The sequence below is a fragment of the Streptomyces sp. M92 genome (genome assembly GCF_028473745.1).
Classification (GTDB): Bacteria; Actinomycetota; Actinomycetes; order Streptomycetales; family Streptomycetaceae; genus Streptomyces.
This window is the reverse complement of sequence record NZ_CP101137.1, coordinates 5,755,218-5,779,508: the sequence shown is the minus strand read 5'-3', so window position 1 is coordinate 5,779,508 and position 24,291 is coordinate 5,755,218. Positions and strand designations below refer to the sequence as shown.

Sequence of the window (24,291 nt, the reverse complement as noted above, 5' to 3'; positions counted from 1 at the left end):
AGGCTCTCTCGTGAGCACAGCAACAGCACCAGCCGTGAAGAAGGCCGTCCCACCCGCGGTGTACGTCCTCGCCGCCGGGGTGTTCGCGATGGTGACCAGCGAGTTCACCGTCGCAGGCCTCATGCCCCAACTCGCGGAAGGTCTCGGCACCGGGATCCCGCAGATCGGCTATCTCGTGACGATTTTTGCCGTCGCAATGGCCGTCGGAGGCCCACCGCTCACCCTGGCCCTGCTCAGGGTTCCACCGAAGAACGCGCTCATGACCATCTTTGCGATCTTCCTCGTCGGCAACGTCGTCGCAGCGCTCGCGACCGGGTATCCGATGATGGTCCTCGCCCGGATCATCAGTGGGGCCGCCTCGCAGGCGTTCTTCGGTATCGCGGTCTCGATGGGCGTCCAATTGGTCGACGAGCGGGTGCGCGGACGCGCGGTCGCTGTCGTCATGAACGGGCTGATGCTCGGGACTCTGCTCGGCCTGCCGCTCGCGACCTTCGTCGGTGGCCGGTTCGGCTGGCAGACCGCGTTCTGGACGATCTCAGCGATCACCCTGGCCGCCGCGATCCTGACGCTCGCCGTCGTGTCGAACCCCGCCGCACCGGCCGGCAGCGGTGTCGAGCCCGCCGGGTCGACTCGTTCGACTTTCGCCGTACTGCGAAAGCCCCAGTTCCTGCTCGCCCTCGCCTCCAGCACGCTCATCATCGGAGCGACGTTCTCGGCATTCAGCTTCTTCACCCCGATCCTCACCGAAGTCACCGGCTTCTCGGACAACCTCGTGCCGGTTCTTCTGCTCGTCTACGGAGTGGCGACCCTGGTTGGGAATCTCATCGTCGGCTGCTTGGCCGACAAGCACACGATCTCCACACTACTGTTCGGCACCGCGCTGAACACCCTCTTCCTCACCGGTTTCGCGCTCTTCACCGACATTCCGTCACTGGCGCTGGCGTTCATGCTCGGCATCGGCCTGGTCGGCGTCACCATGAACCCCGCCATGGCCGTCCGCATCCAGCGTGCAGGAAGCACCGCACCACTGGTGAACACGATCCACGGCTCGTTCATCACCCTCGGCGTCGTCATCGGGTCTGCTGTCGGCTCCGCGCTCATCCCGCTGCATGGCTTGCGAGCACCCGTCGTCCTCGGGATCGGCCTGGCAATCCTGTCGATCGCCGCCACCTTGTCCGCCCTGGCCAGCCCGTACTTGCGACGAGGTGCACCCGATGACGCAGCAGAAGCGGAATCGGACCAGCCCCTACTGTCTGCCTCGACCGAAGACATCGGAACCGATCGGGAGACCACTGTGAATCGCGTGCCGGCAAACCGCTCCGGCGAGACCAAGGCATGACCCATGCGAACGCGCCGCTCAGCATTGAAGGACGACGACGTCTGGTCGAGCGAGGCGAGAACCGGTCTATCGCGCATGTGGCCGCCGAGATGGGCATCTCGCGGGAGTGCGCGTCGAAGTGGGCCAACCGCCGGCGGCGTCACGGTGACGCCGGACTTCGAGACCGCGCATCGATTCCCCATGCGGCACCTACATGGGTCATAGAGCACATCGAGACCTGGCGGCGCGAACATAAACCGTCGGCCCAGCGCATCACCGGCGAACTCGCCGACCTGGCCTACCGGATCAACCGCCGCACCGTGACGCGGCATTTGAACCGACTCGGCCTTGGCCGACGCCGCTTCCTCGCCCCTGCGGTACAAGAAGCGCAACACCGTCGAACGAGCGATCAACAGGTTGAAGCAGTCCCGGGCCGTGGCCACCCGCTATGACAAGCGCGGCTACGTCTTCCTCGGTACCGCGACCACCGCAGCTCTACTCATCTGGCTTCGAGGCTGAGTCCCGGCCTCACAAAGCGATCGGCCGGTACGTCAGGGCCTGATCGACTACCTCGTCAGCTGGAAGCTCCCGCTCCGGCGGACAGAAGATCAAGTCGCTGACATGGCCGGACGGGCGTGCCAGGGCTCTGTCGAGCCTGTCCAGCCAGCCGTCCACCTCGTCGTCAGAGACGTAGTCCGCCTCGGCCAGCCATCCCCGCTCACCAGCCACTTCAGCTTCGACCTGAATCCCTCCACCTTGCTCTTGTCCGTCGACAGCCCTATTGCGGCGCACAGGTGGTGGGCTCGCATCGGCTGCACCGCGTCCGCCAGGACCTCGACCATGTCCTGGTAGGCGCGCGGCAACACGGTCTCCGCCAGCTGAGGCGCCCAGCCAGGAATCAGCCGCACACCGACCGGCGACCCGCCCCCGAGCCGGCCCGAAGACACCGCCGCTGGCCCGGATCTCGGTCTCCGTCTCCGTGACCGGGCCCTTCTCGCCATCGCCCAGGAGTCCCGACATGGTCACCCGCGTGATCTCCAGCCGGGACAAGACCGTCTCCTGCTCGGCCAGTCGGCCGGACAACTCCTCGATCCTGCCACGCCGTTCAGCGGTCTGTTCTCCCGCAGCAGCCTCCCGCCGCTCGAGCTTCTCCAGCCACGAAGCCATATCCGCCTCCGAGACCACGGTCCCGGACACGACGATCCGCCCTCAGGTCACGGACAGCAACGGCGCACCGCATCACGGCCTCACTACGGAGGAGCTGCACCCGAATGTAACGACGGCGCCCGAACCCCAGCGACCTGTCCGACGCCCGCTGGGAGTTGATCGGTCCCACGCTCACCGCTTGGCGGACCGAGCGCAGGGGCAAGGGCCTGGCCATTGGCCGTCCACCCGAGTACGACCTGCGCCGCATCATGCCCGTGCGCTGGAAGGTCGATCGGCTGGATCACGAACGCCCGCCACAACTGCCGGAGCTCCGAGCGGCTACCGGAACACGCTGAAGCCCACCCGAACTGGGCGTTCTCACCCTCACGACCCGTCGCCTGGCGTGAAAGGGCCCCCGCGCCATCCGCTGGGAGAAAAATTCGTAGCCGACCGCGTCAAGTTCGGATATGCCACTCCAGGAAACGGTGGCCTGATGCTTCTTCGAAAGGTGTGGGCCAGTAATAGAGGAACGGGCCGTCAGATTCCAAGGAATTGGCCAAGTTGCGAAAGAGCTGCGTCAGACTGGTTGCCCAAAGGCTTCCGTCCAGGTCGCCGGACCCAATGCCCATCTCATACACGTGACCGTATGAGGGTCCGGGGCGGTGATCGACAAAGGTAACACCGCCATCGTTGGGAAGTGCGAATGGCACACAGCGATGCAGATTCACGGCCAGCGCATCGCCCTCCCAGAGGTCGGCATCGATGTTGTCATCGCCGACGTCCACGAGCACGTCATACATCACTATGATGTCATCCACACCACTAAGCCGGTGCCCCAACGGAAGAAATGCGCCAGCGGGACGGCCCCTGCGGGTTCCAGGAGCGACAACAGGTTCAGCAGCTCCATCATGCTGCAGCAGCAGCGCCCTGAGCTCCGGATGCAGCTCGAAACCGAGCCGCGATTCCAGCTCGATGAGCCGCTCGGGGTCCGCTGGCCTTCGCAACATGGCGTGATCGGCGGGCGAGTTCGCATGGAGCCACGACTCAAAGCGAGTCCACTCACGCTCGAACGCAGGAAGATTCATCTGTGTCATGAGGTGAACATAGACGGTCGTACTGACAGCCAGTCTCCCGACCAGGTCGCCTGGCCTGACCGACAGGGGTCCGAGAACGCCCACTGGCCCTCGGTTCAGCACCGCCTCTCTGCTCACCCGCGTCGCATGATTCCGCAAGTTGCAGTAGCTGCACGCCTTCTCGCGCAGCCGGTCGGCGATGTGGGTGCGGTCACGCTCCTGGAGAAACCGCGAAGGGCCGCAAGACGGCGCCTCCAGATCTTCCGCGGCCCCGGACGCGTGCCCGAGATCCTGGTAGATCGGAGGAACTGCCTTGCGGCCCCTCTTGTGACCGTTGCGCCACTTCTTGCCCGTGCGGCGGTCGATGCCGACGGTCCGGGCCGCTTCCCGGGCGCTGTACCCCTGCTCCGTGAGCTGGAAGTATGCGGCCCGTTCCCGGGTCAACGGCTTGCGCCCCTGCCGGTTCCTGTCCTTGCGGATTTCGAAGTCCATGACACCCCTTGAACTGGGGTGTTGCAACGACCACTAGAACTTGAAGCTGTCCGGGGCCCACTGAACCTCTTTCATCCTGTGCTGGTGGGTGAAAGAGGTTCATTGATAGGCGAACAGCAGGCGCACCGCGTGCCCCTGCCAGAAAGGTGATGCCTAGACGGACCCGATTCGGATTTCTTCGGGCGCGACACTCGCTTTCTCCTGCGACATGCCGCGAGCCGCGTCGTTGTTCTCCGCGGGAGGGGGACGGCCTAGGCTTCGCCCGTGGGACGTCATCACAGGATGTGACGACTTGCCTACTCACGGAAGGGACTCGTGTGATGCCATCAGACTCTCAAAGCCCCGCTCACATCGTGAAGTCGCCCATGCCCGGGACCTTTTATGAGGCGCCCCCGGGCGGTGGGGAGCCGTTCGTCACGGTAGGCCAGCGGGTCGCTGTAGGCGATGTACTGGGCATCGTCGAGGCGATGGAAATGATGAACGACATCGAGGCAAACGAGGCAGGTGTCGTCACGGCGCGACTGGTCAAAGATGGCGCGCCCGTGGGATACGACGAGCCGCTCTTCACCATCGCATAGAAGCGGGTCCGAGTCCGCCGCTGCGCACACCTCCACGCGATCGGCTCCAGGCCGGCCGGTGCAAAAGGATTAGTGAACCGTTTTCATTCTGTCCTGCAGGGGTGATGGTGCAGGTCAGCGGGATGGTGTGACGAGGCGAGGCTCCTGACCGTTGCGGTGGTGTTCTGCACGCACCACGCTTCGTCCGAGGAGCCTCGCCTGGTCCCGTATCGTGCCACGCTCGACGTCCCGCATGAGCTGGTCGAGCATGTCTCATGGCTCATCCATGCCCGAGAGGGGCCTCGGCAACGTCGACCGGCGCCGGATGCGCCATCACGGCGAGGTGATCGCTCTCCTGGGGCCGTCCGCGTCGTCGCCGGGGCCGCCGCGTGTGTACATGGCGCCCGTGCCGCACTCGGGGGAGGCCGAGGCTGCGGTGAGGATCGACCAGCTCGCCCAACGTCACGGCGCAGGCGGTGCCGTAGCGCTCGACGAAGCGCTCCCGGTGGTCCCGTATGTACGTCGGCATCGTCCACTCCGGGATGATCGCCCAGACCACGGTGGCATACCGGCGCACTTCCCGGCCGGCCGCCTCCGGTACGACGAACTCGCAGGGTGTGCGCGGATCCACGTGGATCGGCTGCCGGGCGTGCGCGTCGCTGTCCGTGCCGGGGACGTCGAGCCGGCGGACCTCGTCCAGGAGCCGCTGCCAGGAGTCGCCGCCCAGTCCAGGGGGACCTCCTGGCGCCGTGCACAGGCCGCCCGGATGTCCCGCAGTATCTGCGCGTCGTCTGGAATCGCCGCGTCCAGGACCGCCTCGATGCCGTCGAGCATCGTGGCGTCGATGCCGTGCGGGGAGATCGAGGTGAGCAGGAAGCCGTGCCCCAGGAGCCCGGCCGGCTGACGGGCGAGCCGATCGGCGTCCAGCGCCGGAAAGCGCTCCGTCAGAGACAACGGCAGATCGGCATACGGCACCGAGGTGCGCGCCCGCTCGCACACGGCACCGACCAGCGCGTTGTCGCGCACGGACTGCTCCTGCCCGCCGGTGCACAGACACAGCCGCCCGTCCCGCACAAAGCACAGGTCATTGAGTGCGACGTTCACGCGCCGGCGGACGGAGGGCTCGGTGAGCCAGGCCTGCACCCCGGCGGCGCAGCCACGCCCCGTCGAGCCGGTCCGCCACCTCACCGCCGCCTGGCTCCGCCTGGGCCGCCGAACCAACCGGGCTCTGCCGACCCCGCGAACAGGCCGAAGGGCGTCGGGCCCGCCCTGGCCCGCCGGGCGTACCGCGTCGGGGTCCGCGCGGCGCTCGGGGTCCGTGTGCGGCCCAGCGCGGTCGCGCCTTCGCCACTCGTCAGACCGGCCAGCAGGCTGCGGGCCAACGCGCCGCTGGTCACCCGGACCGCCTGACCGAGGAGGGGATCGGAGACGGGCTGCCGCGACCCGGGAGCGGCTCGGCGGCGTCGACCGTGGCCCGACCAGCGCCCCGCGGTCGGCTCGCGACGCGGACGAGCACGGGCTCCCGTACCTCCAATGCCGCGGATGATCGCTGGGTCTCGGACGCCGCCGCCATGTGTGTGCTCCTCGCCGTCGTTCGGAAGGGCGGGGCGGACCCGAGCCCGCCCCCGTCCGCGAGGCCCCCGAGGGCCCTCAGTCCGTAAGCGACAGATGGGGCAGCGTGTGCCGATCGCACAGCTGCTCGGCGAAGCGAAGTTGAGTCCGTGCATCCCAGAAGCATGCGTTCCGAGATCGTTCTGTCCCACGGAGCCCCCGAGCTCGAGCTCGACCTCGACCTGGATCTGCCCTTCTCCGGTCTCCCGGAGCAGGCCGAGTCGTTCGGTCAGGACAGCCAAGGCCTCGGGCCCCCGGCAGCGGCCGGCGGTTGCCCCGCCACAGCCCGAGGGCAACCGCGCTCGCTGGTGGGGGCGCATTAGCCGACGGGGAACGTCCGGGACGAGGTTCACCCGTCCCGGGCTGCGCGCCGGGCGGACCGGCGGCGGAGCCACAGGGGAAGGGCGTACCACGACAGCGCGAACCAGGCCATCACACCGCCGACGAGCAGTTTCGCCAGGATTCCCGGTACAACCACGTGCAGGATCAGGAGGAGCGTGCACCCAATGGTTATGGCCATCAGCAGCATGCCGCACATCATCAGGCGATGCGCCACCTCCACCATCTCGTCCTTCATCCGCTGCCCCGACAGGAAGCGGTGGATGGAGACCGGGGCGATCAGGCAGGCGGTGGCCGTGGCACCCGAGACCACGGTGAGGACGTAGACGGCGTGCTCGAACGTTCCCAGGTCGTGGAAGAGAGGCGTGAAGGCGACACTGAGCAGGAAGCCGAAGAGGATCTGGACGCCCGTCTGAGCGACGCGCGTCTCCTGCATGATCTCGTTCCACTGGCGGTTGACGCGCTCGCGTGGCGTCTCCGGAGCCTCGCCCAGGGCCTCGGGGCCGTGTCCTCCGCACGCATCGCAGCCGCTGGGAGTCGCCTTCGACCAGGTGATCGGCTCAGTCGTCATGTTCGTCGCTCCCCTCCCGTTCAGGAACGTGCATGTGCCCGTTGACGCCGTGCACATGCAGCGGGCACCTGACGATTCTTCTGAGGGACCGGAGTGACTGTGCGCGACTCCGACGACCTGATTCGCCGTCAGCGGGCGGCGCTGGAGTCGGCCGACCGCCCGTGGTCGGTCTCGTCCCGGACGAGCAGGGACAGCAGAGCGGCCACGGTCAGCCCTGCTTCCGCGGGGTGGCGCAGAACCCTGTCCGGCTCGATACGGTAGATGTTGCTGCGCCCGTCGCGGGTGTGGGAGAGATAGCCGTCCTGTTCCAGGTCCGAGATGATCCGCTGGACGGCGCGCTCGGTGAGTCTGCAGTGGACGGCGATGTCGCGGATCCGCACGTTCGGTTTATCGGCGATGGCCGCCAGCACACGCGCGTGGTTGGTGACGAACGTCCATCCGGAGTGAGATTCAGGCACTTCAACCATGTACAGCATTCTAGGGACCGTCTTTGCGTGACAGCCAATACGTGACATGCTTTTCATGCTAGAGATGACGTGTTCCGTCCCCGTGGCAGACATAGGAGGGACCCGAGGGTGTCTTGGGATGCAGCGGCCGCAGGGTGCTCGCGCCACACCGACCGGAGTCGGCCCCCGGCCCTGGACCGACCCGCGCCAGCGCAGTACGCGATGCACGGCGCCTGGGTCGTCGGCGCCCGGGGCGCGTACGACATGAACTCGGTCGAACCGCTGGCCGACGCACTGAGAGAAGCGGCCGAGAAGAGTCCGAAGGTGGTCCTGGACGCGTCCGGCATCACCTTCGCCGACTCCGCCCTGCTGAGCCTGCTGATTCTCACGCACCAGGCGACCGACTTCCGGGTGGCCGCGCCGACGCGGCAAGTGCTGCGCCTCTTGCAACTGACGGGTGTCGACGGCCTCCTGAAGGTACGGGCGACGGTGGACGAGGCCGCTGCCGCCTAGGGCGCCGTGTGCCGGCTGAACGCAAGTCGTGTGGCTTGGAGCTGATGATCGCGGGCATTCGACGTTCTGCATGGCCCCAAGCTGCGGACCGTGACTGTCAGGCGTGGTGGCGACTGTCCCTTCCTCTCGACGCGGTCAACCGCGCCGAGAGGGGGACGGGTGAGGGGAGAGGGAAGGTGTCCATGATTCTGCCGGCGGAGAAGGAGCTGCGCGCCGTGCTGGCTCGGTTCGCTCAGGCGCGCATCGACCACGACGTACGTCCCAGTGGCTGCACGAGCAGGCTCCTCGAAGACGCCACGTACACACTGTGCGCGATGACTGGAGCCCGTACCGTCGAACAGGCTCTGTCCACGGCGGACAGGCTTCTCGAACAGTTCGCCGAGCGCACAGTCACCCCCATGAAGGCCGAGGTCCTGGCCGCGTGAACCGATCGGTCCACGGCGATGCAGGCCGGGAATCGTAAAGCATCTGGATGCGTCGACGGAGCGGCGGCGGACTCGAGCACGTGAGGAAGTGGAAGTCAGGCATGAGCGACATACGGCTTCGGCAGCGGGATGAGACGATGGGTGGGCCGGCCGCCGACGTCCCGGCGCCGCAGTGGCGGAACCTCTTCCTCGCGCCCGACTGGGGTCCTGGTGATCAGGTCGTCACCGAAGAGGCGCCCAGCCCGTCCGAGCACCTCACCGGAGCACGACGCCCGCGTGGCGGTCGCCGATCGGGTCGACGGAACACGTGAGCGCTCGCCCGGACACGTCACCCGGCAGTCGACCGGAGCAGCCGGGGACCGAGACCTGCGGTCAGGCCTCACCCGGGTCGTGCACGGTGGTGAGGTCGGCCAGGCCCGACACTGCCAGCACGGACGCCGGAGCGGAGTAGCGATGAGCTGGATCCGATGGATGTGGCGGAAGAGGACGCTCAGACCAGTGGACCGCCTCCGACGCGCTCTCCGGAAGCGGCGACCGCCGACCCCGCTGTGAACGGGCGAGGTATTCGGTCGCGAAGTGACGGGCGTCGGCGATGCGCAGCGCCTCCCGCCGATACCTCACCGGGGCCGTCCGCGGATCCGCACCGACCGGTGCCCGCAGTACCGACGAACCGTCCAGTCCGGTCCCACCCATGCCAACCGCCACGTTCCCCCCGAGCCATGCAAGCGCGCCGACGCCTCCCGCGCGATGAGAACATCTTCTGTGTCCCTGCGACAGATCCGCTATCCGTCGGTCACCGTACCCGTCGACCGGTGAGGAAGCGGCGGCCTGAGGTCCGGGTCCGGGCCTCAGGCCGTGCTGAACATGCCCTCGCGCAGGCGGGCCAGCAGGCGCGAGATGAGCCGGGAGACGTGCGTCTGCGAGACGCCCAGGCGTTCGCCGATGTCCTTCCGGGTCAGCTCCTCGACGAACCGCCAGTGGATGGCCGGGACGGGGCTGCCCGTGTTCACCGTGCGCGATCGGGCGTTCGCAGCGCCAGCATGGCGACATCGTCGTCGTTGTCCTCGGGGCGGACCTGCTCCAGCAGCGAGTCGCAGAACGATCCCAGGGGCCGGTGGGCCAGAGATGCCGCGTGCCGACGCAACCGGTCCAGGCCGAGGTCGATGGAGCGGTGCCGGGACTCGACCAGGCCGTCGGTGTAGAAGAGGAGCGTGGCGCCGGGTGGCAGCACGGTGACCGCGCTGGGCCGGGATCTACTGAACCCCGTCCCCAGGAGGATGCCGTGGGCGTCTTCCAGGTAGTCGGCCCGGCCGTCGTGGCTGACGAGCAGCGGCGGCGGGTGCCCCGCGTTGGTCCAGCGCAGTCGCCACAGCGCGTCCTCGCCGACGGTGAGCGTGGCGAGGATTATGGTCGCCGTCGGCACTTCGGCGATGTGTTTCACCGCTTCGTCGAGTTGGGTGACGACGGCGCTGGGCTCGGCCCGGGGCTGGGCCCAGGCGAAGGCGCGGAGCATGTTGCGGACCTGGGCCATACCCGCCGCGGCGTCCAGGTCGTGCCCGACGACGTCGCCGATGACCAGGGCGTGCGAGCTGTCGGTCAGGGCGAAGGCGTCGTACCAGTCGCCGCCGACGGACGAGGCGTGCGGAGCCGGCACGTAGCGCACGGCCATGTCGACGCCGGGCACGGCGGGAAGTTGGGGCAACAGGTGCCGTTGCATGGTCTCGGCGACCTTGCGCTGGCGCTGGTACAGGCGTGCGTTGTCGAGCGCCAGGCCCGCACGCCGGGTGATGTCCTCCAGCAGCGGGAGGTCGGCGGTGGTGAAGGCCGCCGGCCGCCGGGAGCGGCCCAGGGTCAGCGCCCCGATGGTGTCGCGCAGCCCTCGGATGGGCGCGATGACCGCGGAGTGTATGCCTGTCTCGGCGAACAGGCGCCGCTGTTCCACCGCGATGCCCGAATCGGGAGGGCCCTGGTAGATGGCGGGACCGGCGAGAGAGGACGCGGCACCGCGCAGCGCCCGCGACAAGGGCATGGGCGACTCCTCGGGAACAGGCGGCATGGGCCCCTGCAGGTCCTCGTGGCCGATCAGGCTGCCGTCCTTGTACTCCATCACCAGCGCGCGCCGCACCTCGTCCCGCTCGGCGATCAGATCGATCACCGCCCAGTCCGCGAGTCGGGGCAAGGTCAGGTCCGCCAGCCGGTGCAGGGCCTCGTCCGTGTCCAGGGTGGACGTCAGCTGCGTCGTCGTCTCGGCGAGCAGGGCGAGGCGGTCCAGTTCCGTCAGGCCCTCCGGGGCCCCGTCGAGGTCTTCCTCGGGCGCGCTCCGTCCCCGCCCGTACAGCAGGACCAGGGCGCCCGTGCTCCGGTGTCCGGACGAGTACGGTGCGACGCACCAGGCCAGTCGGACGAGTACGCCGTCCCCGCGGGCGAACCAGTCCGGGTCACCGTGCTCGGTCCGCCGGTCGCGCAGGGCCTCACCGGACCGGCAGCGCGTACGGGGCGGGACCCGCCCGTGGCTGTCCCGGTGCAGCAGGTCATGGACGTCCTGCCCGACGAAATCCTCACGGCTCCGGTGCAGCAGGCTCTCGGCCGCCCCGTTGGCGGAGACGATGACGCCGTCCTCATCGACGGTGAGGGCAGCCGCCCGCACGTCCTCCAGGGACGGGGCGGGCACGAGGCCGGGCCGCTCCTGGTGTCTGGGCGAGGAAGCATCCCCGGGACCCGTACTGGTGACGTCCATGGCCCTCCTCGTCGGGACAGACGCGCTCGGCCTTCCGTGAAGGTACCTGATATGGCGGTCCGGTACGGCGATGATGATCCGCTGCTGTTCGAGGGCTGACGTCTGTGCCCCGGCACAGCCAGTACGTGCCGTCCTCGGTGGTACAGCAGCGAGGGCCTTTCTGCTCGATCTCCGTCACGAGTGCTGAGGCGATCGACCGGCTCGGAGAGGGCCGTGTCCGAGACCCCACGCACCCGTATCCCGGGAATGCCTGTCGGATCCCCGGCCTATGGGGGAGAGGTCGCTGACGTGCCAAGGACCCGTGGCTGTGCACTCAGGTCCGGGTCCCGGGCGTGCAAGGCCCACCGAACCGGTCGAACCACAGGTTCGTCCCTTCTTGAACTCGGTGCGATCTCCGGGGCGGCCTTCTTGGGAGCCGTGACCGACGGCGCGCTGCTGTGCCGCCCGTCCTCGAGCAATGTGGTGAGCTGCCCCAGATCCCTGGGTGGCCCCGCCTCTCCTTCGGCGACCACGAACGGCGACTCGTAGAGGGCCGGGCGGGTGATGCTCAATCCGGCGGCGGCCGCCCGCAGGGCGAGGACCGGTCCGGAAGACGAGCCGAACAGCGACGCCGATCCGCCGACGTCCGGGATCGAGCGCTGATGTCTTCGATCTCGCGATCGAGGGTGTAGCCGTCGTTGCGGCCGCATCCGCGTGCGGGGCGTCATCGGTCAGGGCCGGCTCGGTCGGTGGGCCCTTGCTGTGGCCGACAGGGGAGCCGAGGCCGCACTGCGAGGACGTGCACCTGTGCGGGGGACCGGACTCCGCCAGCCACCGACCGAGAGCGCGGCCCCCGCTGTCCCGGTCAGGCCCGACCACGCCCGTCAGGGAGCTCTCGAACCATGCGGCCGAGCCCACACCGTGCACGCTCCGCGTTACGGGCGATGCGCGGAGGCATCGATGACGTGAGGGGGGCGAGTCGCGTACGGCGACGGGGGCAAGTCGCCAGTTACGGGATCAGGAATTCCAGCTCGGGCCGGTCCCATGCCACCGCGGGCGGGTTCGCGGAGGCGGTTCCGGTGGGCAGGGCGCCCACACTGCGGTAGAAACCCTCGGCCGGAGGATGCGACACCACCCGTACACGGTCCAGCCCTGCAGCGCGCGCCTGGGTCTTCATGTGATCAACAAGCAGCCGCCCGATGCCGCGGCCCTGCGTACCGTCCTGTACGAAAAGCAGGTCCAGCTCTGGCGGCACGAGGAGCAGCGCATAGAACCCGACCACCCGTCCCGTGACGTCCTCGACCGCTACGAAGACCCGGTGGTTCTCGATGTAGTCGGGTCCGACACGGTAGCCGGAGACCATCGCCGCGTACTGCCCCTCATAGGCGCGCGAGCCGCGCACGAGCCGCGTGAGCCGCTTGGCGTCCCGGGCGACCGCCCGGCGTACGAAGGTCTCGCCGCGTACGGACGGAATACTCGATTGCACATGGAGCATGCTACGCGTCCGGAAGGGGCCGAGGGCTCCGCGCTCCCTCACCGGAGGTCTCCCGGCGCACCAGTAGGGGCCAGTTGTCAGTCAGCCGGATCGCCACGCTGACCTGGCTACGATGCCGCTGGTTCGCGCCCCAGGCGCCGCATCGGCAGGATGGGGGCATGACCGAGATCCGCACGCCCCGTCTCCTTCTGCGCCGCTGGCTGGAGGACGACCTCGTCCCCCTGTCCGAGATCCATGCCGATCCGGCGGTCATGCGGAACATCGGTGACGGCAGGCCGCGCTCGACGGGGCAGACCGCCGGGGACATCGAGGCGTGGGAGGAGGAGTGGGACGACGAAGGATTCGGGGTGTTCGCGGTCGAGCTTCTGGGATCCGGTGAACTGGCGGGCGCGGTGGGCCTGACCGTGGCCGCTGAACCGGACGAGGTGGCCGGTCAGGTCGCGGTCGGCTGGCGGCTCGGGCGCGTGTTCTGGGGGCAGGGGTATGCCTCCGAAGCGGCGCACGCCGCTTTGGAGTTTGCCTTGCAGGACCGCGGTCTCGAGCGGGTGGTCGCCGTACTGCGCACGGGTGACAGTGCCTCCGCGGCAGTGGTCGACAAGCTTGGCATGCAGGCGGAAGCTGCCGTACAGCACCCCGTCCACGGCTACGACCTGAAGGTGTTCGGGATCGACCTGACGCAGTATCAGGAATAGGACGCGGGTGCCGGCCTCGTAACGGGTGATCCGGGCTGACCCTTCGCGAGTGGCGAAGTGGGGTCGAGAGCGACAGTGCCCCCTGCTCCATCTCTCCGTCAGTCCTTGCCGATGACGACCACCTCGTCCTCGGCCGTCCACCGGCGCCGCTCGCGTTTGGGCGGATTGATCCGCACGCCGTAGCGGGGGCTCGTCGACGAGTCGTCGCGGCTGCGGTATCCGATGGCGCACTCGCCGCGACGGCGTGCCGCGGCCACGACCGTGGCGAAGAACGTCTCACTCCCCGGCAGCACGTACTCAGTCGCCGGCCGCAGGCGGACCCCGGCGCCTTCGGCGGAGAACAGTTCCTCGAACACCGCTGCCAGGTGCCGGTTCTGGGAAATCTGGGACATGAGCAGGCCGATGAGCTTGCCGCTGATGATCACGTCGGCCGCGGGGCTGATCGGGGCCAGTGCCCGGTTACGATCGTCGATCAGCTCGGTGACGACCGGAAGCTCACGCCCGGTCGCCTCTTCCAGTTGGCGCAGCAGCAGAAGGGTGACGAGCGTGCGATTGTCGGGATCGTCCGGCGAGTGTCCCGGGACGGGGTCCCGGCCGAGCACGATCACGCTGTCGTAGGAGTGGACGTCCAGGCGCCGCAGGGTCTCGGGGCGGGTGATGTCCCCGTGGTGCAGTGCCAGGCTCAGGCCGTTCCCGCTGTCCGCGTCAGCCTCGCTCACCTGGCGGATCGTCGCTTCGCCCCGTTCCGCCACCACGTCGACGACTGAACCGGGCCGGGCGCTTCGGTGCAACTGGTCGATCATGAGTGGCGCTCGGCGGTTCCAGCCCAGTAAGAGAATCCGCTCCGCCGGCGCGGGCGGCGAAGGGCGGGAGGCCATCGCGGCCTTCTCGGCCAACCCCGCACAGTCCTCCAGCCAGGACGTGTCGTCGTCGCGGGTGATGACGACGAGCAGGTCCTCCCGGGCGATCGGCGTCTCCGGCGGCGGGTTGAGCAGAGGGGCGCCGCCTCGCATCAGCCCGACGACGCTCGACGTCGAGTAGGACAGGAGAACGTCGCCGAACGGGCGGCCGGTCAGGGCCGGCTCGCTGATCAAATAGAACTCGTCTCCGGCGAAGTCGAGGAGTTCCTGATGGACGAGGGAGATCCCGGGGCGGCGGGCGGCCTGGACGATCAGCCGCGCGGTGACGGTGTCGCTCTCCAGGACGACGCCGCCAGGCCCGGCGGCGAGACGGGCTGCCAGGCGGTACTGGTCGTCCCGGACGGCGGCGACGACGGGCGGACACGGCTCCGCCCCGGCCAGCGCGGCTCGGAGCGCCAGCAGCGTCTTCACCACCTCCGCGTCGGCGTCGAGCCCGTCAGGGGGCAGGACCAGCACGACACCGGCCGCAACCGGGCTGGTCAACGGCAACACGGCCGGGTCGGTGGTGGGGCCGCTGCGGCAGATCAGCCGCGTACGGCCGAAGGAGCCCAGTTTTGTACCCAGGGCCTCCTCCATGACGGTCTTGTCCCGGTCGGCCAGCACCACAACCGCCGCGCCGCGCTGGTTGGCGTTGGCGGCCACCAGCTCGCTCACCACCGTGAAAACCTGCTCCGACCATCCCAGGACCACGGCGTGCCCCTGTTCGAGCACGGTGGAACGGCCCCGCCGCAACGCGGTGAGCCGTTCGGTGAGCGCCGTCGTGATCAGGCCGACGAGCGTGGAGACGTACAGCAGAGTGACCAGAGCGAGCAGCACCGACATCATCGCCCGCAGCGGCGTACCGCTCGCACCGCCCAGCCGCAGTGTCTCCCCGGTGAGACGCCATACCTCCGCCAGGCGCTCCGCCAGGGACGGCGGGGCATCAGGGTCGGTCCACACCAGCACCGCACTGGTCGGCACGACGACGGCCAGACACAGCAGCGCCATCCAGCCGACGAGAGCGGCGGCGCCGCGGGCCAGAGTGCTGTCGAACCAGTAACGGGCTCTGTCACCGAACGGAGTCCGCCGCTGCGCCACCCTTCCCCCTTCCGTCTCCCCGTGCTCCCACCGGGCCACGTCGGCACCGCATGGGTGATGCGCCGCGCGGGCCTGCCGGAGAACCCGGACGTGAACACGTATGTCGCAGTGTGGGGTACCGCCCCGGGCGGCAGACGGAGTTCGATCAGTGTTCATCCCTTCGGGTGTCCGAGTCGTTCATGGCGGCGGACCTGCGGAGACGCCAGCCTCGCCACCGTCTTGGCTCGTTCGAGTCAACGTCGGAGCGAGAGGCGAACGCCGGGTCACGGCCACCGGTGCGAGGACTGCCACGACTGAAGAGCACACGGTGGTGCGTTGCGACGGCGGTCTGTCGCGGAGGAGCTTGGCGGCGGCGGTCGGCAGTACCGGATTCCGATGATCACCCCCTCGTCCCCGGCCATCAACGCGTCCTGCAGACGGGACGGCCGGTCCAGCGACGGGCGTGGCCCGAGAACGTCCTGGTCATCGGCGCCGGTCCGGCCGGACCGTTGACGGCCTGGCTGCTGAAGGAGTCAGGCCACCGAGTGACGGTGCTGACAGCCGACGGCAACCGGGCGGGCGGACGCGTCAAGACCTTCCGAGCCGGTGGCCACGAACGCGCCGAGCAGCCCTTCGCCGACCCGCGCCGGTACGCCGAAGCGGGCGCCATGCGGACCCCGGCCGCCAGCCCCTGATGACGGAGCCGACCGACCAGTTCGGCTCGAAGAGGCGCCGGTTGCACTACGTCGACATCGACGCCTGGGGAAATCCTGCGAGCCGCACCTGGTTCCATGCCAACAGCATCCGTGTGCGGCCTGCCGACTACGCCCGTGCGCCCCGGCGCGTGAACCGGTCGTTCGGCGTTCCCCGAGCCCGCTGGGACACCTCCGCAGCCGCCATCCTGTGCTCCGCGCTGGACCCGGTGCGTGACGAGTGGGCTGGGCCCTTGTGCTTCAGCGGTCCGGCGACGGGTCGATGTTCCGCTTCCGCACCGAGCACGCCGGTCTGGAAGTACGGACCATCGACCTGATCCGCACGCTGGAGAACCCCGCCTCACGCCCGGCTCCGTCCTTCAACCACAGCTTCATGCTCCTCCCTCAGCAGTCCTGACACGCCCTTGTACTCGCTGGAATGCGGCACGGCCGTACTGCCGGAGGCCCTGCTGGAGCGTGTGCGCAAGGAGGCGCGCTGCGACCGCCGGGTGACGCGCGTTCAGTGCCACCGTCCCGACCGCCCCTCACCGGAGGCCGGGCACGTCCGAGGCAAGGGGGGCCGCACGTGCGGGTGGACACCGTGTCGGAGGGACGTGGCGGCCGTCGTCGACGCGAGCAGTCCACCGCCGACGTCGCAGTGGCTCCGAGAGCTGGCTGCGCCGTCCCCCACGCCTGCGGGGGGACCTCCGTGTTCCTGCCGGGGCAGCGCACGGAACTACTGCATTCCCTTACCGCGGCTGAGGGGCCGTCGCACCTCGCAGGGGACCACACGTGCGTCAAGCCGGCTCGGACCGAGGGTGCTGGGGCGTCCACCGTGTGTACCCCCTGGAGGTGCACACCGTGTGAGCGGCGTGCCGGGCCCCGCCTGACGCACAGGCGCTCAAGGCGGAGTCCATTTCCTCACCGAGGAGAAGAAGGCACGCGTGGGCCTTGGGTCGGCCATGCCGCTGCCGAATGGGGGAAGGCGTGGCAGTAGGACCCGGTACGAAGGTGTGGCAGTCGTCTGTGCTTGGCGAGCGCGGGCAGGGAGGATCGACAGTGGACGAGTCGTCAGTGCGGGCGGTGGGCTGGGCGCGCTCGCTGCCCGTGGATACCGAGCCGAAGGCGGCACGCGACTGGGCACGCGAGCATCTGAAGGCCCTCGGCTGGTCGGACAGCCTCTCGCGGACGGTGGACGACGTCCTGCTTACCGTCTCCGAACTGGTCACCAACGCGCACATCCACGCGCACTCCACCGCTCGTCTCGTGCTGGCCTGGGACGGTCAGTGCCTGCACATCACCGTGCACGACGACAGTGTCGCCCTGCCCAGTCCACGCGAGCCCAGCCGTGACCGTCTCGGCGGACGCGGCATGTTCCTCGTCGACTCTCTGGCCGATGCCTGGGAAGTGCGTCCGTGCCCTCACGGCAAGTCGGTGACTGCCTGTTTCTGTCCGTCAGCCACCTCGGCCGACTTCGACTGACATGGGCACTGGAGGAAAGTGAGCACACGCCGAGAACGGTCGGTCGCCAGCGGGTGAACCATCCCCGGCGGCGGCTGCCGGAAGTGCCGTAGGTCGTCGGCCGCGGCCCACGCCATCGGGTTCCTCCGGCTGAAGCCGCCGGGCACGACGGGGGCCCGAGCCGGTGACGGCCTGTCCCGGCAGGTGCTTCCGCCTCTCGTCGGGCACGGAAGGAGAGGAATGACCGCCATCCAGTACATACCGGATACCGCGGACGGCACGCGGGGAGGCAGGGCCGTCGGTGAGCGGGCGGCACGCGTACGGCGCCGTCTGGAGCGTCTGATCGGCATCGCGGCCACCGAAGGGAACGCGCTGGTCGCCCTCCGTAACGGCGACGAGATCTTCCCGGCCATGCTCGACACCATCCGCTCCGCCGAGCACACGGTGGACATGATGACCTTCGTCTACTGGAAGGGCGCCATAGCCCGCGAGTTCGCGCACGCACTGGCGCAACGGGCCCGGGACGGGGTCAGGGTGCGGCTGCTGCTGGACGGTTTCGGCAGCCGGCTGATCGACAAGGACCTGCTGGAGGAGATGGACCGGGCAGGCGTACAGGTGGCCTGGTTCCGCAAGCCGCTGTATCTGTCGCCCCTCAAGCAGAACCACCGCTGCCACCGCAAGGTGCTGGTCGTGGACGAGCAGGTGGCGTTCACCGGCGGCGTCGGCATCGCCGAGGAGTGGTGTGGGGACGCCCGCAATCCGCGTGAGTGGCGGGACACTCATGTGCAGGTGCGCGGTCCGGCCGTGGACGGCATCGCGGCGGCGTTCGCGCAGAACTGGGCCGAGTGCCACGACGAGCTCTTCGACGATCGTGACCGGTTCACCGGCCATCGCCCGCAGGGCGACGCCGTGGTGCAGGTGGTGCGCGGCTCGGCCAGTTTCGGCTGGCAGGACATGCAGACCCTGATCCGGGTCATGATCGAGTCGGCCGAGGAGCGCTTCCGGCTGGCCACCGCCTACTTCTCCCCGGACACCTACTTCGTCGAGCTGCTGTGCGCCGCCGCACGACGGGGCGTGGAGGTGGAGATCCTGCTGCCCGGCCCGCACACCGACAAGCGGGTCTGCCAGCTGGCCGGGCAGCATCATTACGAGGATCTGCTCGCGTGCGGGGTGAAACTCCACCAGTACCAGCCGACGATGATGCACGCCAAGGTCATCACCGTGGACCGCACGGCGGCTCTCGTCGGCTCGACCAACTTCAATCGGCGCTCGCTCGCCCATGACGAGGAAGTCATGCTCGCCGTCCTGGACGAAGGGTTCACCGCGACCCTCGACTCCCACTTCGACGCCGACATGGCGGAAAGCCGATCCATGAGTGGGGGCCGCTGGAAGAGACGCTCCCTGCTCCAACGCGCCCGCGAGTACGCTGTCCAGCCCATTCGCCGCTACCTGTGACAATCCACCGGCGCTGATCGGCTCCGTCCAGGTCAGCGGCGCTCGGTGTCGTGAATCGGGCGCAGGGTCGGCTCCCAGCTCTTGGCTGGACCCAGCCAAGAGCTGGACCCAGCCGCGGCTGCGTGTCCACCGCTGTGCAGGACAACGAACAGCCCCCGCGCGCGGCGGCCGTCCGGCATGAGCCAGGCACCGGCCACGTGGCCAGTCACCTCCGGCGGGACCACAGACGCGTCGTCCGGGGCGCGACGCCCGGTGCAGGCGGAGGGGCCAACCGTCCGCGCGGACAGCACAGTGCCCTCCCGGGCGTCGACGGCAGTGGCGGTGAAGGCCGAGGGGGGAGGGGCCGTCAGCTGTGCCGGAGCAGGTGACCTCCGCGTCGGGGGTGTCGCTGGAGTCCTGGTCATGGGCCTGGGCCCGGCCCTCGATCAGAGCCAGCAACTGGGCGACCGGCACCAGGTCATGACAGCCGTCGTGGGGCCAGCGCCGTCCCGACACCCCGTGCTCCCTGGTGCCGACGAGCGTGTGCTCTGCCCCGTCGAGCGGGACACCGCGACAGGAGAGAGGCACCAAGCAGACGGTGGGCTGGGCGCGCCCCCCGGGGCACACCGAGTGAACGCACGGAGACGGCGCCTGAGGGTTACGGTCCCGGCCGTAGCCCCCAGGCGGTTACGGCCCCTGCCATCCCGCAACCCTCGAGCGGCCCGGTGGGACCGTCCGCGGGGCCGGACCCGTAGGCTGCTCAAGTCCGGCGAACCGCCCGCTGAAGGGAAGCAGCCCCACCGTGTTCCAGCAGACTCCCGTCTACGACCGCCTCGTCGCCGAACGCGGCGACATTCCCGTCCAGGTCCGCGGCGAAGCCGACCGGATACACCGCGATCTGGCACAGGTACTGCCCCAGGCAGCCGCCAACCCGCCGAGTGCGCCGCAGAACGTGTTCGAGCCGAAGACGCCGCCCAGCACCCTGTAGGCCTGGACTGCCGGCTTGCCCTGTTCCGGCCGACGGCAGACGGCAGACATCGGCGCCGGGCTTGCGCACCGGCGCACTCCGGCGACCGTGAGCTGTGGCCGAAAGCTCCACTCGGGGAGTGTCTGCGCGCCCTCTCACCCGACCGCAGAGGCGATACGACCGGCCAGTCGCCGCGGGCGGTGCCGCCCGCCCCCGCGCCTGGTCATGGGGCGCCGGGGGCACGGTCGCCTTTCGGTCGGGACGGACTGCCGCATGGCGCTGCCCCGGGCCAGGACCTGAGCACCTGTCAAGGCGTCGGTGACCACCCCCATCGCGACGGCCTACACCGTCTCGCGAAGCATCGTCTCCGCGGGCGCCGTCGACAAGTTCCCGCTCGGCGCCGTGATCAGTAAGAGGCTCACCGTCGCGGCGCGCAGATGCACGGGCGGCGCCGCATCCCGATGCTGATCGACCGGCCGACCGCGGGCGAGATCGAGACGGCGCAGCCGGCGACCCACTGCTCGACGGAGGGCCCACGGCGTACGACATGTTCAAGTCAAGATCTACTATCTGAACATTTGTGCAGGTCAGAGGCATGATAGAGCCGCTCAGGTCAGCAAATGGTCAGCATCGGGCGCGGGAGCGTCCTGACTTGCTGACCTGACGGCCGCCGTGGCGGGGCCTGGGCGCGGATGTCCGGCTCTCGTTTGGAGGTTGCGTCTCTTGGCTCGTCAGCTCGCCCGGGGGATGGGGTCGTTATTCAAAGACTGCGGCTGTGCCCGGCCGTCCCGGTGTCCGCATCCGTACACGATCCGTTTCCGGAACGGGCTGGGAAAGCAGTCCGAGGAGGGCGGCTTCGATACGCAGGACGATGCGATCGAGCGCCTGACGCAGATCTATACGGAGACGAAGCGCACGGCGCCGTCTGTGGCAGAGGCGCGTCGCGAGCTGGGGCAGAAGACGGTGGCGGAGTATGCGAAGGAGTGGCGGTCCCGGCAGCGGAAGATGACCGAGTACTCCACGGGCGAGCACGTTGGTAGCTCCCTCAACGTGCACATCGTCCCGCGCCTGGGTTCGCGGAAGCTGAATACCGTCACGCCACTCGTGGTGGAGCGTTTCCTGGATGCATTGGAGGCGGACGGTGTCGGCCGAGGGAACCAGGTTACATATTCCGCATCCTGAAGACGATCCTGCGGGACGCCTTTGACAAGGGGGCGATGGCGGACGATCCGGTGAAGGGGGTGCAGGAGCCGGAGTACGTCCGGGAGAGGGTGGTCATTCCGTCCCTGGAGTATGTGAAGCAGGCGCTGGCGGTCGCGGGTGACGATCTCGCGATGGAGATCTGATGATGGCGGGGTGCGGGCTGCGCAACGGTGAGGCCCGGGCGGTAAACGTCAACAACGTGGTGGCCGACGACGTGTACCGGGTCCATGAGCAGATCCACTCCAACACGCACCGGCCGGCCAAGCTCAAGCACCGCAAGGTGGGGGAGTTCCGGGAGGTGCCGCTGCCACGCTCGGTGCGGGAGGCAATCGAACGATATGAGGAGAAGCACGGCACTACGCGGGATGGCTATCTGCTGCGAGGGCCGAGTGGATACTTCACCGAGCCGATGGAGCGCCGGCGCGTCCATGCGCTCTTCGACGAGCTGCCGCTGATGGACGGGATGGGGATGTACGGCTTCCGGCACTACTTCGCGTCCAATGCACTCGGCAACGGCATACCGATCACGGACGTGGCCGAGTGGATGGGACACAAGTCAATCGAGGAAACGTACCGCACCTACCGGCACCTAGGGCCTGTCTCTGGTTGTGATCAGCTGCGGGGGTGCTGGCGCCTTGTACCACGATCTGGTAGATCGTCGTGCATGACGCAGGCGCATCTGACTGATGACGCATGGGAGTTCATCGAGCCGTACTTGCCGATCGGTAGGTTCGGTCCGTATCCCGAGCGGCTGCGGCAGCAGTTCGAGGGCGTGATTTGGCGGTTTAAGACGGGCGGGCAGTGGCGGGAGATGCCGACCGAGTTCGGCGCCTGGCAGACCGTCCACAACCGTTTTCGTCGGTGGCGGGATGTCGGTGTCTTCGAGGCCCTGCTGGAGGGCCTGATAGTCGAGGCTGCGAAGCGGGGCGAGGTGGACTTGTCGCTGGTCAGCGTGGACTCCACCACCGCCCGCGCCCACCACGATGCCGCCGGGATGCAACTCGGCGAGGACGTGCTCACCGTCCTGGAGGAGGCTGCCGCCGAGGAGGGGAAGGCCCGGTCAAAGGGGGCTATGAGCAAGGACAAGACGGGCGATCCACCGACAGTGACACCGCCCGGGACGAGCGACGCCGCCAACGGCGTCGACACCGACTCCGACTGAAGGCCGCCCTGCTCGGGCGCTCGCGCGGCGGGCAGACCAGCAAGATTCACGTCGCCGCCGACCGCAAGTGCCGCCCGCTGGCGCTCGTCCTGACCGCCGGGCAGGCGGCCGACAGCCCGCAGTTCATCGCCGTGCTGAAGAAGGTACGGGTCCGCGGCCCGGTCGGCCGTCCCCGCACCCGGCCCGACGCGGTCGCCGGGGACAAGGCGTACTCGTCCCGCGGCAACCGCGCCTACCTGCGAAGACGCCAGATCAAGGCGGTCATCCCGGAGAAAGAGGACCAGGCCGCCAACCGGAAGAGGAAGGGCAGCAGAGGCGGTCGGCCCGTCGGCCACGACACCGACCTCTACAAGGCGAGGAACACTGTCGAGCGACTGATCAACAAGCTGAAAGCCTGGCGCGGCATCGCCACCCGCTACGACAAGACCCCGCAGAGCTACCTCGCCGGCCTGCATCTCCGCGCCTGCATGATCTGGATCAACGACCTCACCCGAACCAGCCTGTGATCACAGCTAGTTACGGGACCGGTCGCGAGGTCAGGCGGTCAGCGCCGCAAGCTCCGCGTTGGCGCGCTCGGTGACCAGGGCGAGGACGCGGCCGGCGGCGGTCAGATCCTCGGCGGGTATCCCGCCCCAGATGCGGGCGGAGATGGGGGCGGTCTCCGCGCCGGTGGCGGTGAGCAGCTCGCGCCCCGCGTCCGTCGGGCGAAGGTGCGCGCCGTCCGCGATGAGCAGCTGCTTGGCCAGCAGTTCGTCGAGAGTGGCGCGGATGTCGGCCGGATCGGCCTTGAGGGAGCCCTGGACCTGGGTGATGAGATCGTCCGACGTCTGCGGGGTCTCGGTGGTGATGGCGGCGCGCAGGGCGACCTGCTGCTGGAACGTGGCGCGTACCGGGCCAGGACGTGCTCCAGGACGCTGCGGGCGGCGTAGTGGGCCAGGGCGAGGGCGCGGGCATCGGCGACGGGCGCAGTAGCGGTGGATGCGGTGGTGGTCATGGTGTTCTTCTCCGAGTGCTCTGGTCGTTCGGTACGGATGGAGCGAGAGGTACGTCGAGCAGGGCCGTCAGCTCGTCGGTGAACGCGCGCGTCCGCGGGGCGTTGAGGCCGCCGAGCGGCTCCAGCAGTTGCTGGAGTAGTCCCTGGACCACCGCGACGGCCTGCCGCGTGACAGCCTGTCCTTGCTCGGTGAGGGCGAGCTGTACGGCGCGCGGGTCGCGGGGGTCGCGGGTGCGCTCGATCAGACCGGCCGACTCCAGGACGCGCGCCAGCTTCGAGACATACAGCGCCTCCAGACCGGTGTGGTCGGCGAGCCGGCGCTGACTGGGCCGCTCACCAGCGCGCTGCATGCCGTGCAGCGACGCGACCAATACGTACTGCGCGTGGGTGAGACCCAGCGGAGCCACCGCGCGGTCGACCGCGACGCGCCACTTGTTGGCGAGTCGCCATACCAGGGAGCCGGGTGTGGGGCCCGGTGAAGCCTTGCTCATGGCGAATAGATTACATGGCTACTATGTCCATGGCTACTATTTTCCGGCGGATGTGACGGCGCGATCGACTCGGCTCCGCGACGGGACGAAGGGAACGCCCCCAGCGGGACCGCCTCCGCCCCGTCACATGATCAAGACCAAATACAGGCCCTAATGCCCGGCAGCATCACCAAGGCCGCGCGCATCCTGGACGCCGGTCTCTGGGAAGCGGCGTAACAGTCGCTGGCGCAATGGGTCCCATCCGGTTCTTCTGGAACTGGATCGGACGGTCGCAGGAGGAGGCCGGGACGGGGGCGAGGACGGCAAGGCGCCAGGCGGGAATGTCGACGAGCTTGATCTCGGGCCTGTCGCGGCACCAGCCGCCGTACCGTTCTTTGGCTTTCGGGATCTTCCCGGTCTACGGGCGGCGGCGATGCGGGTTGGTCAGTTCACGGAGTCACGGCCGGTGCCGGGCTTGACGATCCGGCCGCCGGCGGCCGCGAGTTCTTGCAGCAGCTGCTCCGTGAACGTCACACGA

19 protein-coding genes and 9 pseudogenes are annotated in these 24,291 nt (G+C 68.9%); 15 read left to right on the top strand and 13 right to left on the bottom strand.

The features are described from left to right. Nucleotides 1–34: 34 nt before the first annotated feature. From M6G08_RS26255 to M6G08_RS26245, 3 genes and pseudogenes are all read left to right on the top strand, one after another. Nucleotides 35–1,339, top strand: a complete 1,305-nt coding sequence (locus tag M6G08_RS26255) for an MFS transporter (RefSeq protein WP_272589593.1) — start codon at nucleotides 35–37, stop codon at nucleotides 1,337–1,339. Next, nucleotides 1,336–1,692 (top strand): annotated as a pseudogene (locus M6G08_RS26250) (helix-turn-helix domain-containing protein); the annotation flags it as partial. The gene M6G08_RS26255 and the pseudogene M6G08_RS26250, both read left to right, overlap by 4 nt. A gap of 4 nt (nucleotides 1,693–1,696) precedes the next feature. After that, nucleotides 1,697–1,837: pseudogene (locus tag M6G08_RS26245) on the top strand (IS5/IS1182 family transposase); the annotation flags it as partial. A 9-nt stretch (nucleotides 1,838–1,846) separates the two neighbouring features. Here the strand turns inward: M6G08_RS26245 and M6G08_RS26240 are convergent. Both M6G08_RS26240 and M6G08_RS26235 read right to left on the bottom strand, forming a co-directional pair. After that, nucleotides 1,847–2,065 (bottom strand): e9imm peptide, encoded by a 219-nt coding sequence (locus M6G08_RS26240; RefSeq protein WP_443049019.1) that lies wholly within the window; start codon nucleotides 2,063–2,065, stop codon nucleotides 1,847–1,849. 1,067 nt (nucleotides 2,066–3,132) lie between these two features. Continuing rightward, a pseudogene (locus M6G08_RS26235) lies at nucleotides 3,133–4,029 on the bottom strand (helix-turn-helix domain-containing protein); the annotation flags it as partial. A 353-nt stretch (nucleotides 4,030–4,382) separates the two neighbouring features. Between M6G08_RS26235 and M6G08_RS26230 the strand changes: the two are divergent. Further along, nucleotides 4,383–4,607 (top strand): acetyl-CoA carboxylase biotin carboxyl carrier protein, encoded by a 225-nt coding sequence (locus M6G08_RS26230; RefSeq protein WP_272589591.1) that lies wholly within the window; start codon nucleotides 4,383–4,385, stop codon nucleotides 4,605–4,607. 259 nt (nucleotides 4,608–4,866) lie between these two features. Here M6G08_RS26230 and M6G08_RS36105 read toward each other — a convergent pair. Both M6G08_RS36105 and M6G08_RS26215 read right to left on the bottom strand, forming a co-directional pair. Next, nucleotides 4,867–5,690 (bottom strand): annotated as a pseudogene (locus M6G08_RS36105) (lantibiotic dehydratase). An 80-nt stretch (nucleotides 5,691–5,770) separates the two neighbouring features. Further along, nucleotides 5,771–6,313 carry a lantibiotic dehydratase gene (locus M6G08_RS26215; RefSeq protein ID WP_272589590.1) on the bottom strand — a complete coding sequence of 181 codons (543 nt, stop codon included), beginning with the start codon at nucleotides 6,311–6,313 and terminating at the stop codon, nucleotides 5,771–5,773. 9 nt (nucleotides 6,314–6,322) lie between these two features. Here M6G08_RS26215 and lanA point away from each other — a divergent pair, with 9 nt between their 5' ends. Then, complete coding sequence (gene lanA / locus M6G08_RS26210; protein ID WP_272589589.1) at nucleotides 6,323–6,520, top strand: SCO0268 family class II lanthipeptide; 198 nt, start codon at nucleotides 6,323–6,325, stop codon at nucleotides 6,518–6,520. Between the two features lie 26 nt (nucleotides 6,521–6,546). Here the strand turns inward: lanA and M6G08_RS26205 are convergent, their stop codons facing one another. Beyond that, complete coding sequence (locus M6G08_RS26205) at nucleotides 6,547–7,107, bottom strand: DUF6328 family protein (protein WP_272589588.1); 561 nt, start codon at nucleotides 7,105–7,107, stop codon at nucleotides 6,547–6,549. A gap of 128 nt (nucleotides 7,108–7,235) precedes the next feature. Next, a complete protein-coding gene (locus tag M6G08_RS26200) occupies nucleotides 7,236–7,574 on the bottom strand; it encodes a helix-turn-helix transcriptional regulator (protein ID WP_272589587.1) in 339 nt (112 codons plus the stop codon). Between the two features lie 201 nt (nucleotides 7,575–7,775). Here M6G08_RS26200 and M6G08_RS26195 point away from each other — a divergent pair, with 201 nt between their 5' ends. Together M6G08_RS26195 and M6G08_RS26190 are read left to right on the top strand one after the other, a co-directional pair. After that, nucleotides 7,776–8,066: an STAS domain-containing protein gene (locus tag M6G08_RS26195; protein WP_272589586.1), complete on the top strand. Its 291-nt coding sequence runs from the start codon at nucleotides 7,776–7,778 to the stop codon at nucleotides 8,064–8,066. Between the two features lie 182 nt (nucleotides 8,067–8,248). After that, nucleotides 8,249–8,491, top strand: a complete 243-nt coding sequence (locus tag M6G08_RS26190; RefSeq protein ID WP_272591432.1) for a DUF5133 domain-containing protein — start codon at nucleotides 8,249–8,251, stop codon at nucleotides 8,489–8,491. An 848-nt stretch (nucleotides 8,492–9,339) separates the two neighbouring features. Here the strand turns inward: M6G08_RS26190 and M6G08_RS26185 are convergent. The 3 genes and pseudogenes from M6G08_RS26185 to M6G08_RS26170 all read right to left on the bottom strand — a co-directional run. Continuing rightward, a pseudogene (locus M6G08_RS26185) lies at nucleotides 9,340–9,474 on the bottom strand (sigma factor-like helix-turn-helix DNA-binding protein); the annotation flags it as partial. A 23-nt stretch (nucleotides 9,475–9,497) separates the two neighbouring features. Next, nucleotides 9,498–11,228: a SpoIIE family protein phosphatase gene (locus tag M6G08_RS26180; protein WP_272589585.1), complete on the bottom strand. Its 1,731-nt coding sequence runs from the start codon at nucleotides 11,226–11,228 to the stop codon at nucleotides 9,498–9,500. A gap of 988 nt (nucleotides 11,229–12,216) precedes the next feature. Then, complete coding sequence (locus tag M6G08_RS26170; protein ID WP_272589584.1) at nucleotides 12,217–12,702, bottom strand: GNAT family N-acetyltransferase; 486 nt, start codon at nucleotides 12,700–12,702, stop codon at nucleotides 12,217–12,219. 158 nt (nucleotides 12,703–12,860) lie between these two features. On the opposite strand from M6G08_RS26170, the gene M6G08_RS26165 reads away from it, so the two are divergent. After that, a complete protein-coding gene (locus tag M6G08_RS26165; protein ID WP_073732384.1) occupies nucleotides 12,861–13,394 on the top strand; it encodes a GNAT family N-acetyltransferase in 534 nt (177 codons plus the stop codon). Nucleotides 13,395–13,492: 98 nt separating this feature from the next. On the opposite strand, the gene M6G08_RS26160 is transcribed toward M6G08_RS26165, so the two are convergent. Continuing rightward, nucleotides 13,493–15,391 carry a CASTOR/POLLUX-related putative ion channel gene (locus M6G08_RS26160; protein WP_272589583.1) on the bottom strand — a complete coding sequence of 633 codons (1,899 nt, stop codon included), beginning with the start codon at nucleotides 15,389–15,391 and terminating at the stop codon, nucleotides 13,493–13,495. A gap of 50 nt (nucleotides 15,392–15,441) precedes the next feature. Between M6G08_RS26160 and M6G08_RS35920 the strand changes: the two genes are divergently transcribed. The 4 genes from M6G08_RS35920 to M6G08_RS26145 all read left to right on the top strand — a co-directional run bounded on the left by M6G08_RS35920 (nucleotide 15,442) and on the right by M6G08_RS26145 (nucleotide 18,978). Continuing rightward, nucleotides 15,442–16,065, top strand: coding sequence for an NAD(P)-binding protein (locus M6G08_RS35920; RefSeq protein ID WP_336299017.1), 624 nt, complete (start codon nucleotides 15,442–15,444; stop codon nucleotides 16,063–16,065). 253 nt (nucleotides 16,066–16,318) lie between these two features. After that, nucleotides 16,319–16,480, top strand: coding sequence for a hypothetical protein (locus tag M6G08_RS35915; RefSeq protein WP_336299016.1), 162 nt, complete (start codon nucleotides 16,319–16,321; stop codon nucleotides 16,478–16,480). Between the two features lie 641 nt (nucleotides 16,481–17,121). Then, the gene (locus tag M6G08_RS26150) at nucleotides 17,122–17,544 is read left to right on the top strand and encodes an ATP-binding protein (RefSeq protein WP_272589582.1); all 423 of its coding nucleotides are present in this window, start codon (nucleotides 17,122–17,124) and stop codon (nucleotides 17,542–17,544) included. 219 nt (nucleotides 17,545–17,763) lie between these two features. Next, complete coding sequence (locus M6G08_RS26145) at nucleotides 17,764–18,978, top strand: phospholipase D-like domain-containing protein (RefSeq protein ID WP_272589581.1); 1,215 nt, start codon at nucleotides 17,764–17,766, stop codon at nucleotides 18,976–18,978. Between the two features lie 516 nt (nucleotides 18,979–19,494). Here the strand turns inward: M6G08_RS26145 and M6G08_RS36100 are convergent. After that, nucleotides 19,495–19,545: pseudogene (locus M6G08_RS36100) on the bottom strand (hypothetical protein); the annotation flags it as partial. 214 nt (nucleotides 19,546–19,759) lie between these two features. On the opposite strand from M6G08_RS36100, the gene M6G08_RS26140 reads away from it, so the two are divergent. The 3 genes and pseudogenes from M6G08_RS26140 (at nucleotide 19,760) to M6G08_RS26120 (ending at nucleotide 22,795) form a co-directional block, all read left to right on the top strand. Further along, complete coding sequence (locus M6G08_RS26140) at nucleotides 19,760–19,945, top strand: hypothetical protein (protein WP_272589580.1); 186 nt, start codon at nucleotides 19,760–19,762, stop codon at nucleotides 19,943–19,945. 726 nt (nucleotides 19,946–20,671) lie between these two features. Beyond that, nucleotides 20,672–21,731, top strand: a pseudogene (locus M6G08_RS36185) (site-specific integrase); the annotation flags it as partial. A gap of 60 nt (nucleotides 21,732–21,791) precedes the next feature. Continuing rightward, nucleotides 21,792–22,795 (top strand): annotated as a pseudogene (locus tag M6G08_RS26120) (IS5 family transposase). A gap of 30 nt (nucleotides 22,796–22,825) precedes the next feature. Here M6G08_RS26120 and M6G08_RS26115 read toward each other — a convergent pair. Together M6G08_RS26115 and M6G08_RS26110 are read right to left on the bottom strand one after the other, a co-directional pair. Then, nucleotides 22,826–23,283, bottom strand: a pseudogene (locus M6G08_RS26115) (MarR family transcriptional regulator). Continuing rightward, a complete protein-coding gene (locus tag M6G08_RS26110) occupies nucleotides 23,280–23,774 on the bottom strand; it encodes a MarR family winged helix-turn-helix transcriptional regulator (protein ID WP_272589577.1) in 495 nt (164 codons plus the stop codon). Before M6G08_RS26110 ends, M6G08_RS26115 begins: the two are co-directional and overlap by 4 nt. Between the last annotated feature and the right edge of the window lie 517 nt (nucleotides 23,775–24,291).

Excerpts from the sequence above, each read along its gene's own strand:
- M6G08_RS26215 (WP_272589590.1), bottom strand. The coding sequence starts at position 6,313 with ATGCACGGACTCAACTTCGCTTCGCCGAGCAGCTGTGCGATCGGCACA.
- lanA (WP_272589589.1), top strand. The coding sequence starts at position 6,323 with ATGCGTTCCGAGATCGTTCTGTCCCACGGAGCCCCCGAGCTCGAGCTC.
- M6G08_RS26205 (WP_272589588.1), bottom strand. The coding sequence starts at position 7,107 with ATGACGACTGAGCCGATCACCTGGTCGAAGGCGACTCCCAGCGGCTGC.
- M6G08_RS26200 (WP_272589587.1), bottom strand. The coding sequence starts at position 7,574 with ATGGTTGAAGTGCCTGAATCTCACTCCGGATGGACGTTCGTCACCAAC.
- M6G08_RS26195 (WP_272589586.1), top strand. The coding sequence starts at position 7,776 with ATGCACGGCGCCTGGGTCGTCGGCGCCCGGGGCGCGTACGACATGAAC.
- M6G08_RS26190 (WP_272591432.1), top strand. The coding sequence starts at position 8,249 with ATGATTCTGCCGGCGGAGAAGGAGCTGCGCGCCGTGCTGGCTCGGTTC.
- M6G08_RS26180 (WP_272589585.1), bottom strand. The coding sequence starts at position 11,228 with ATGGACGTCACCAGTACGGGTCCCGGGGATGCTTCCTCGCCCAGACAC.
- M6G08_RS26170 (WP_272589584.1), bottom strand. The coding sequence starts at position 12,702 with ATGCTCCATGTGCAATCGAGTATTCCGTCCGTACGCGGCGAGACCTTC.
- M6G08_RS26165 (WP_073732384.1), top strand. The coding sequence starts at position 12,861 with ATGACCGAGATCCGCACGCCCCGTCTCCTTCTGCGCCGCTGGCTGGAG.
- M6G08_RS35920 (WP_336299017.1), top strand. The coding sequence starts at position 15,442 with ATGGGTGATGCGCCGCGCGGGCCTGCCGGAGAACCCGGACGTGAACAC.
- M6G08_RS26145 (WP_272589581.1), top strand. The coding sequence starts at position 17,764 with ATGACCGCCATCCAGTACATACCGGATACCGCGGACGGCACGCGGGGA.
- M6G08_RS26110 (WP_272589577.1), bottom strand. The coding sequence starts at position 23,774 with ATGAGCAAGGCTTCACCGGGCCCCACACCCGGCTCCCTGGTATGGCGA.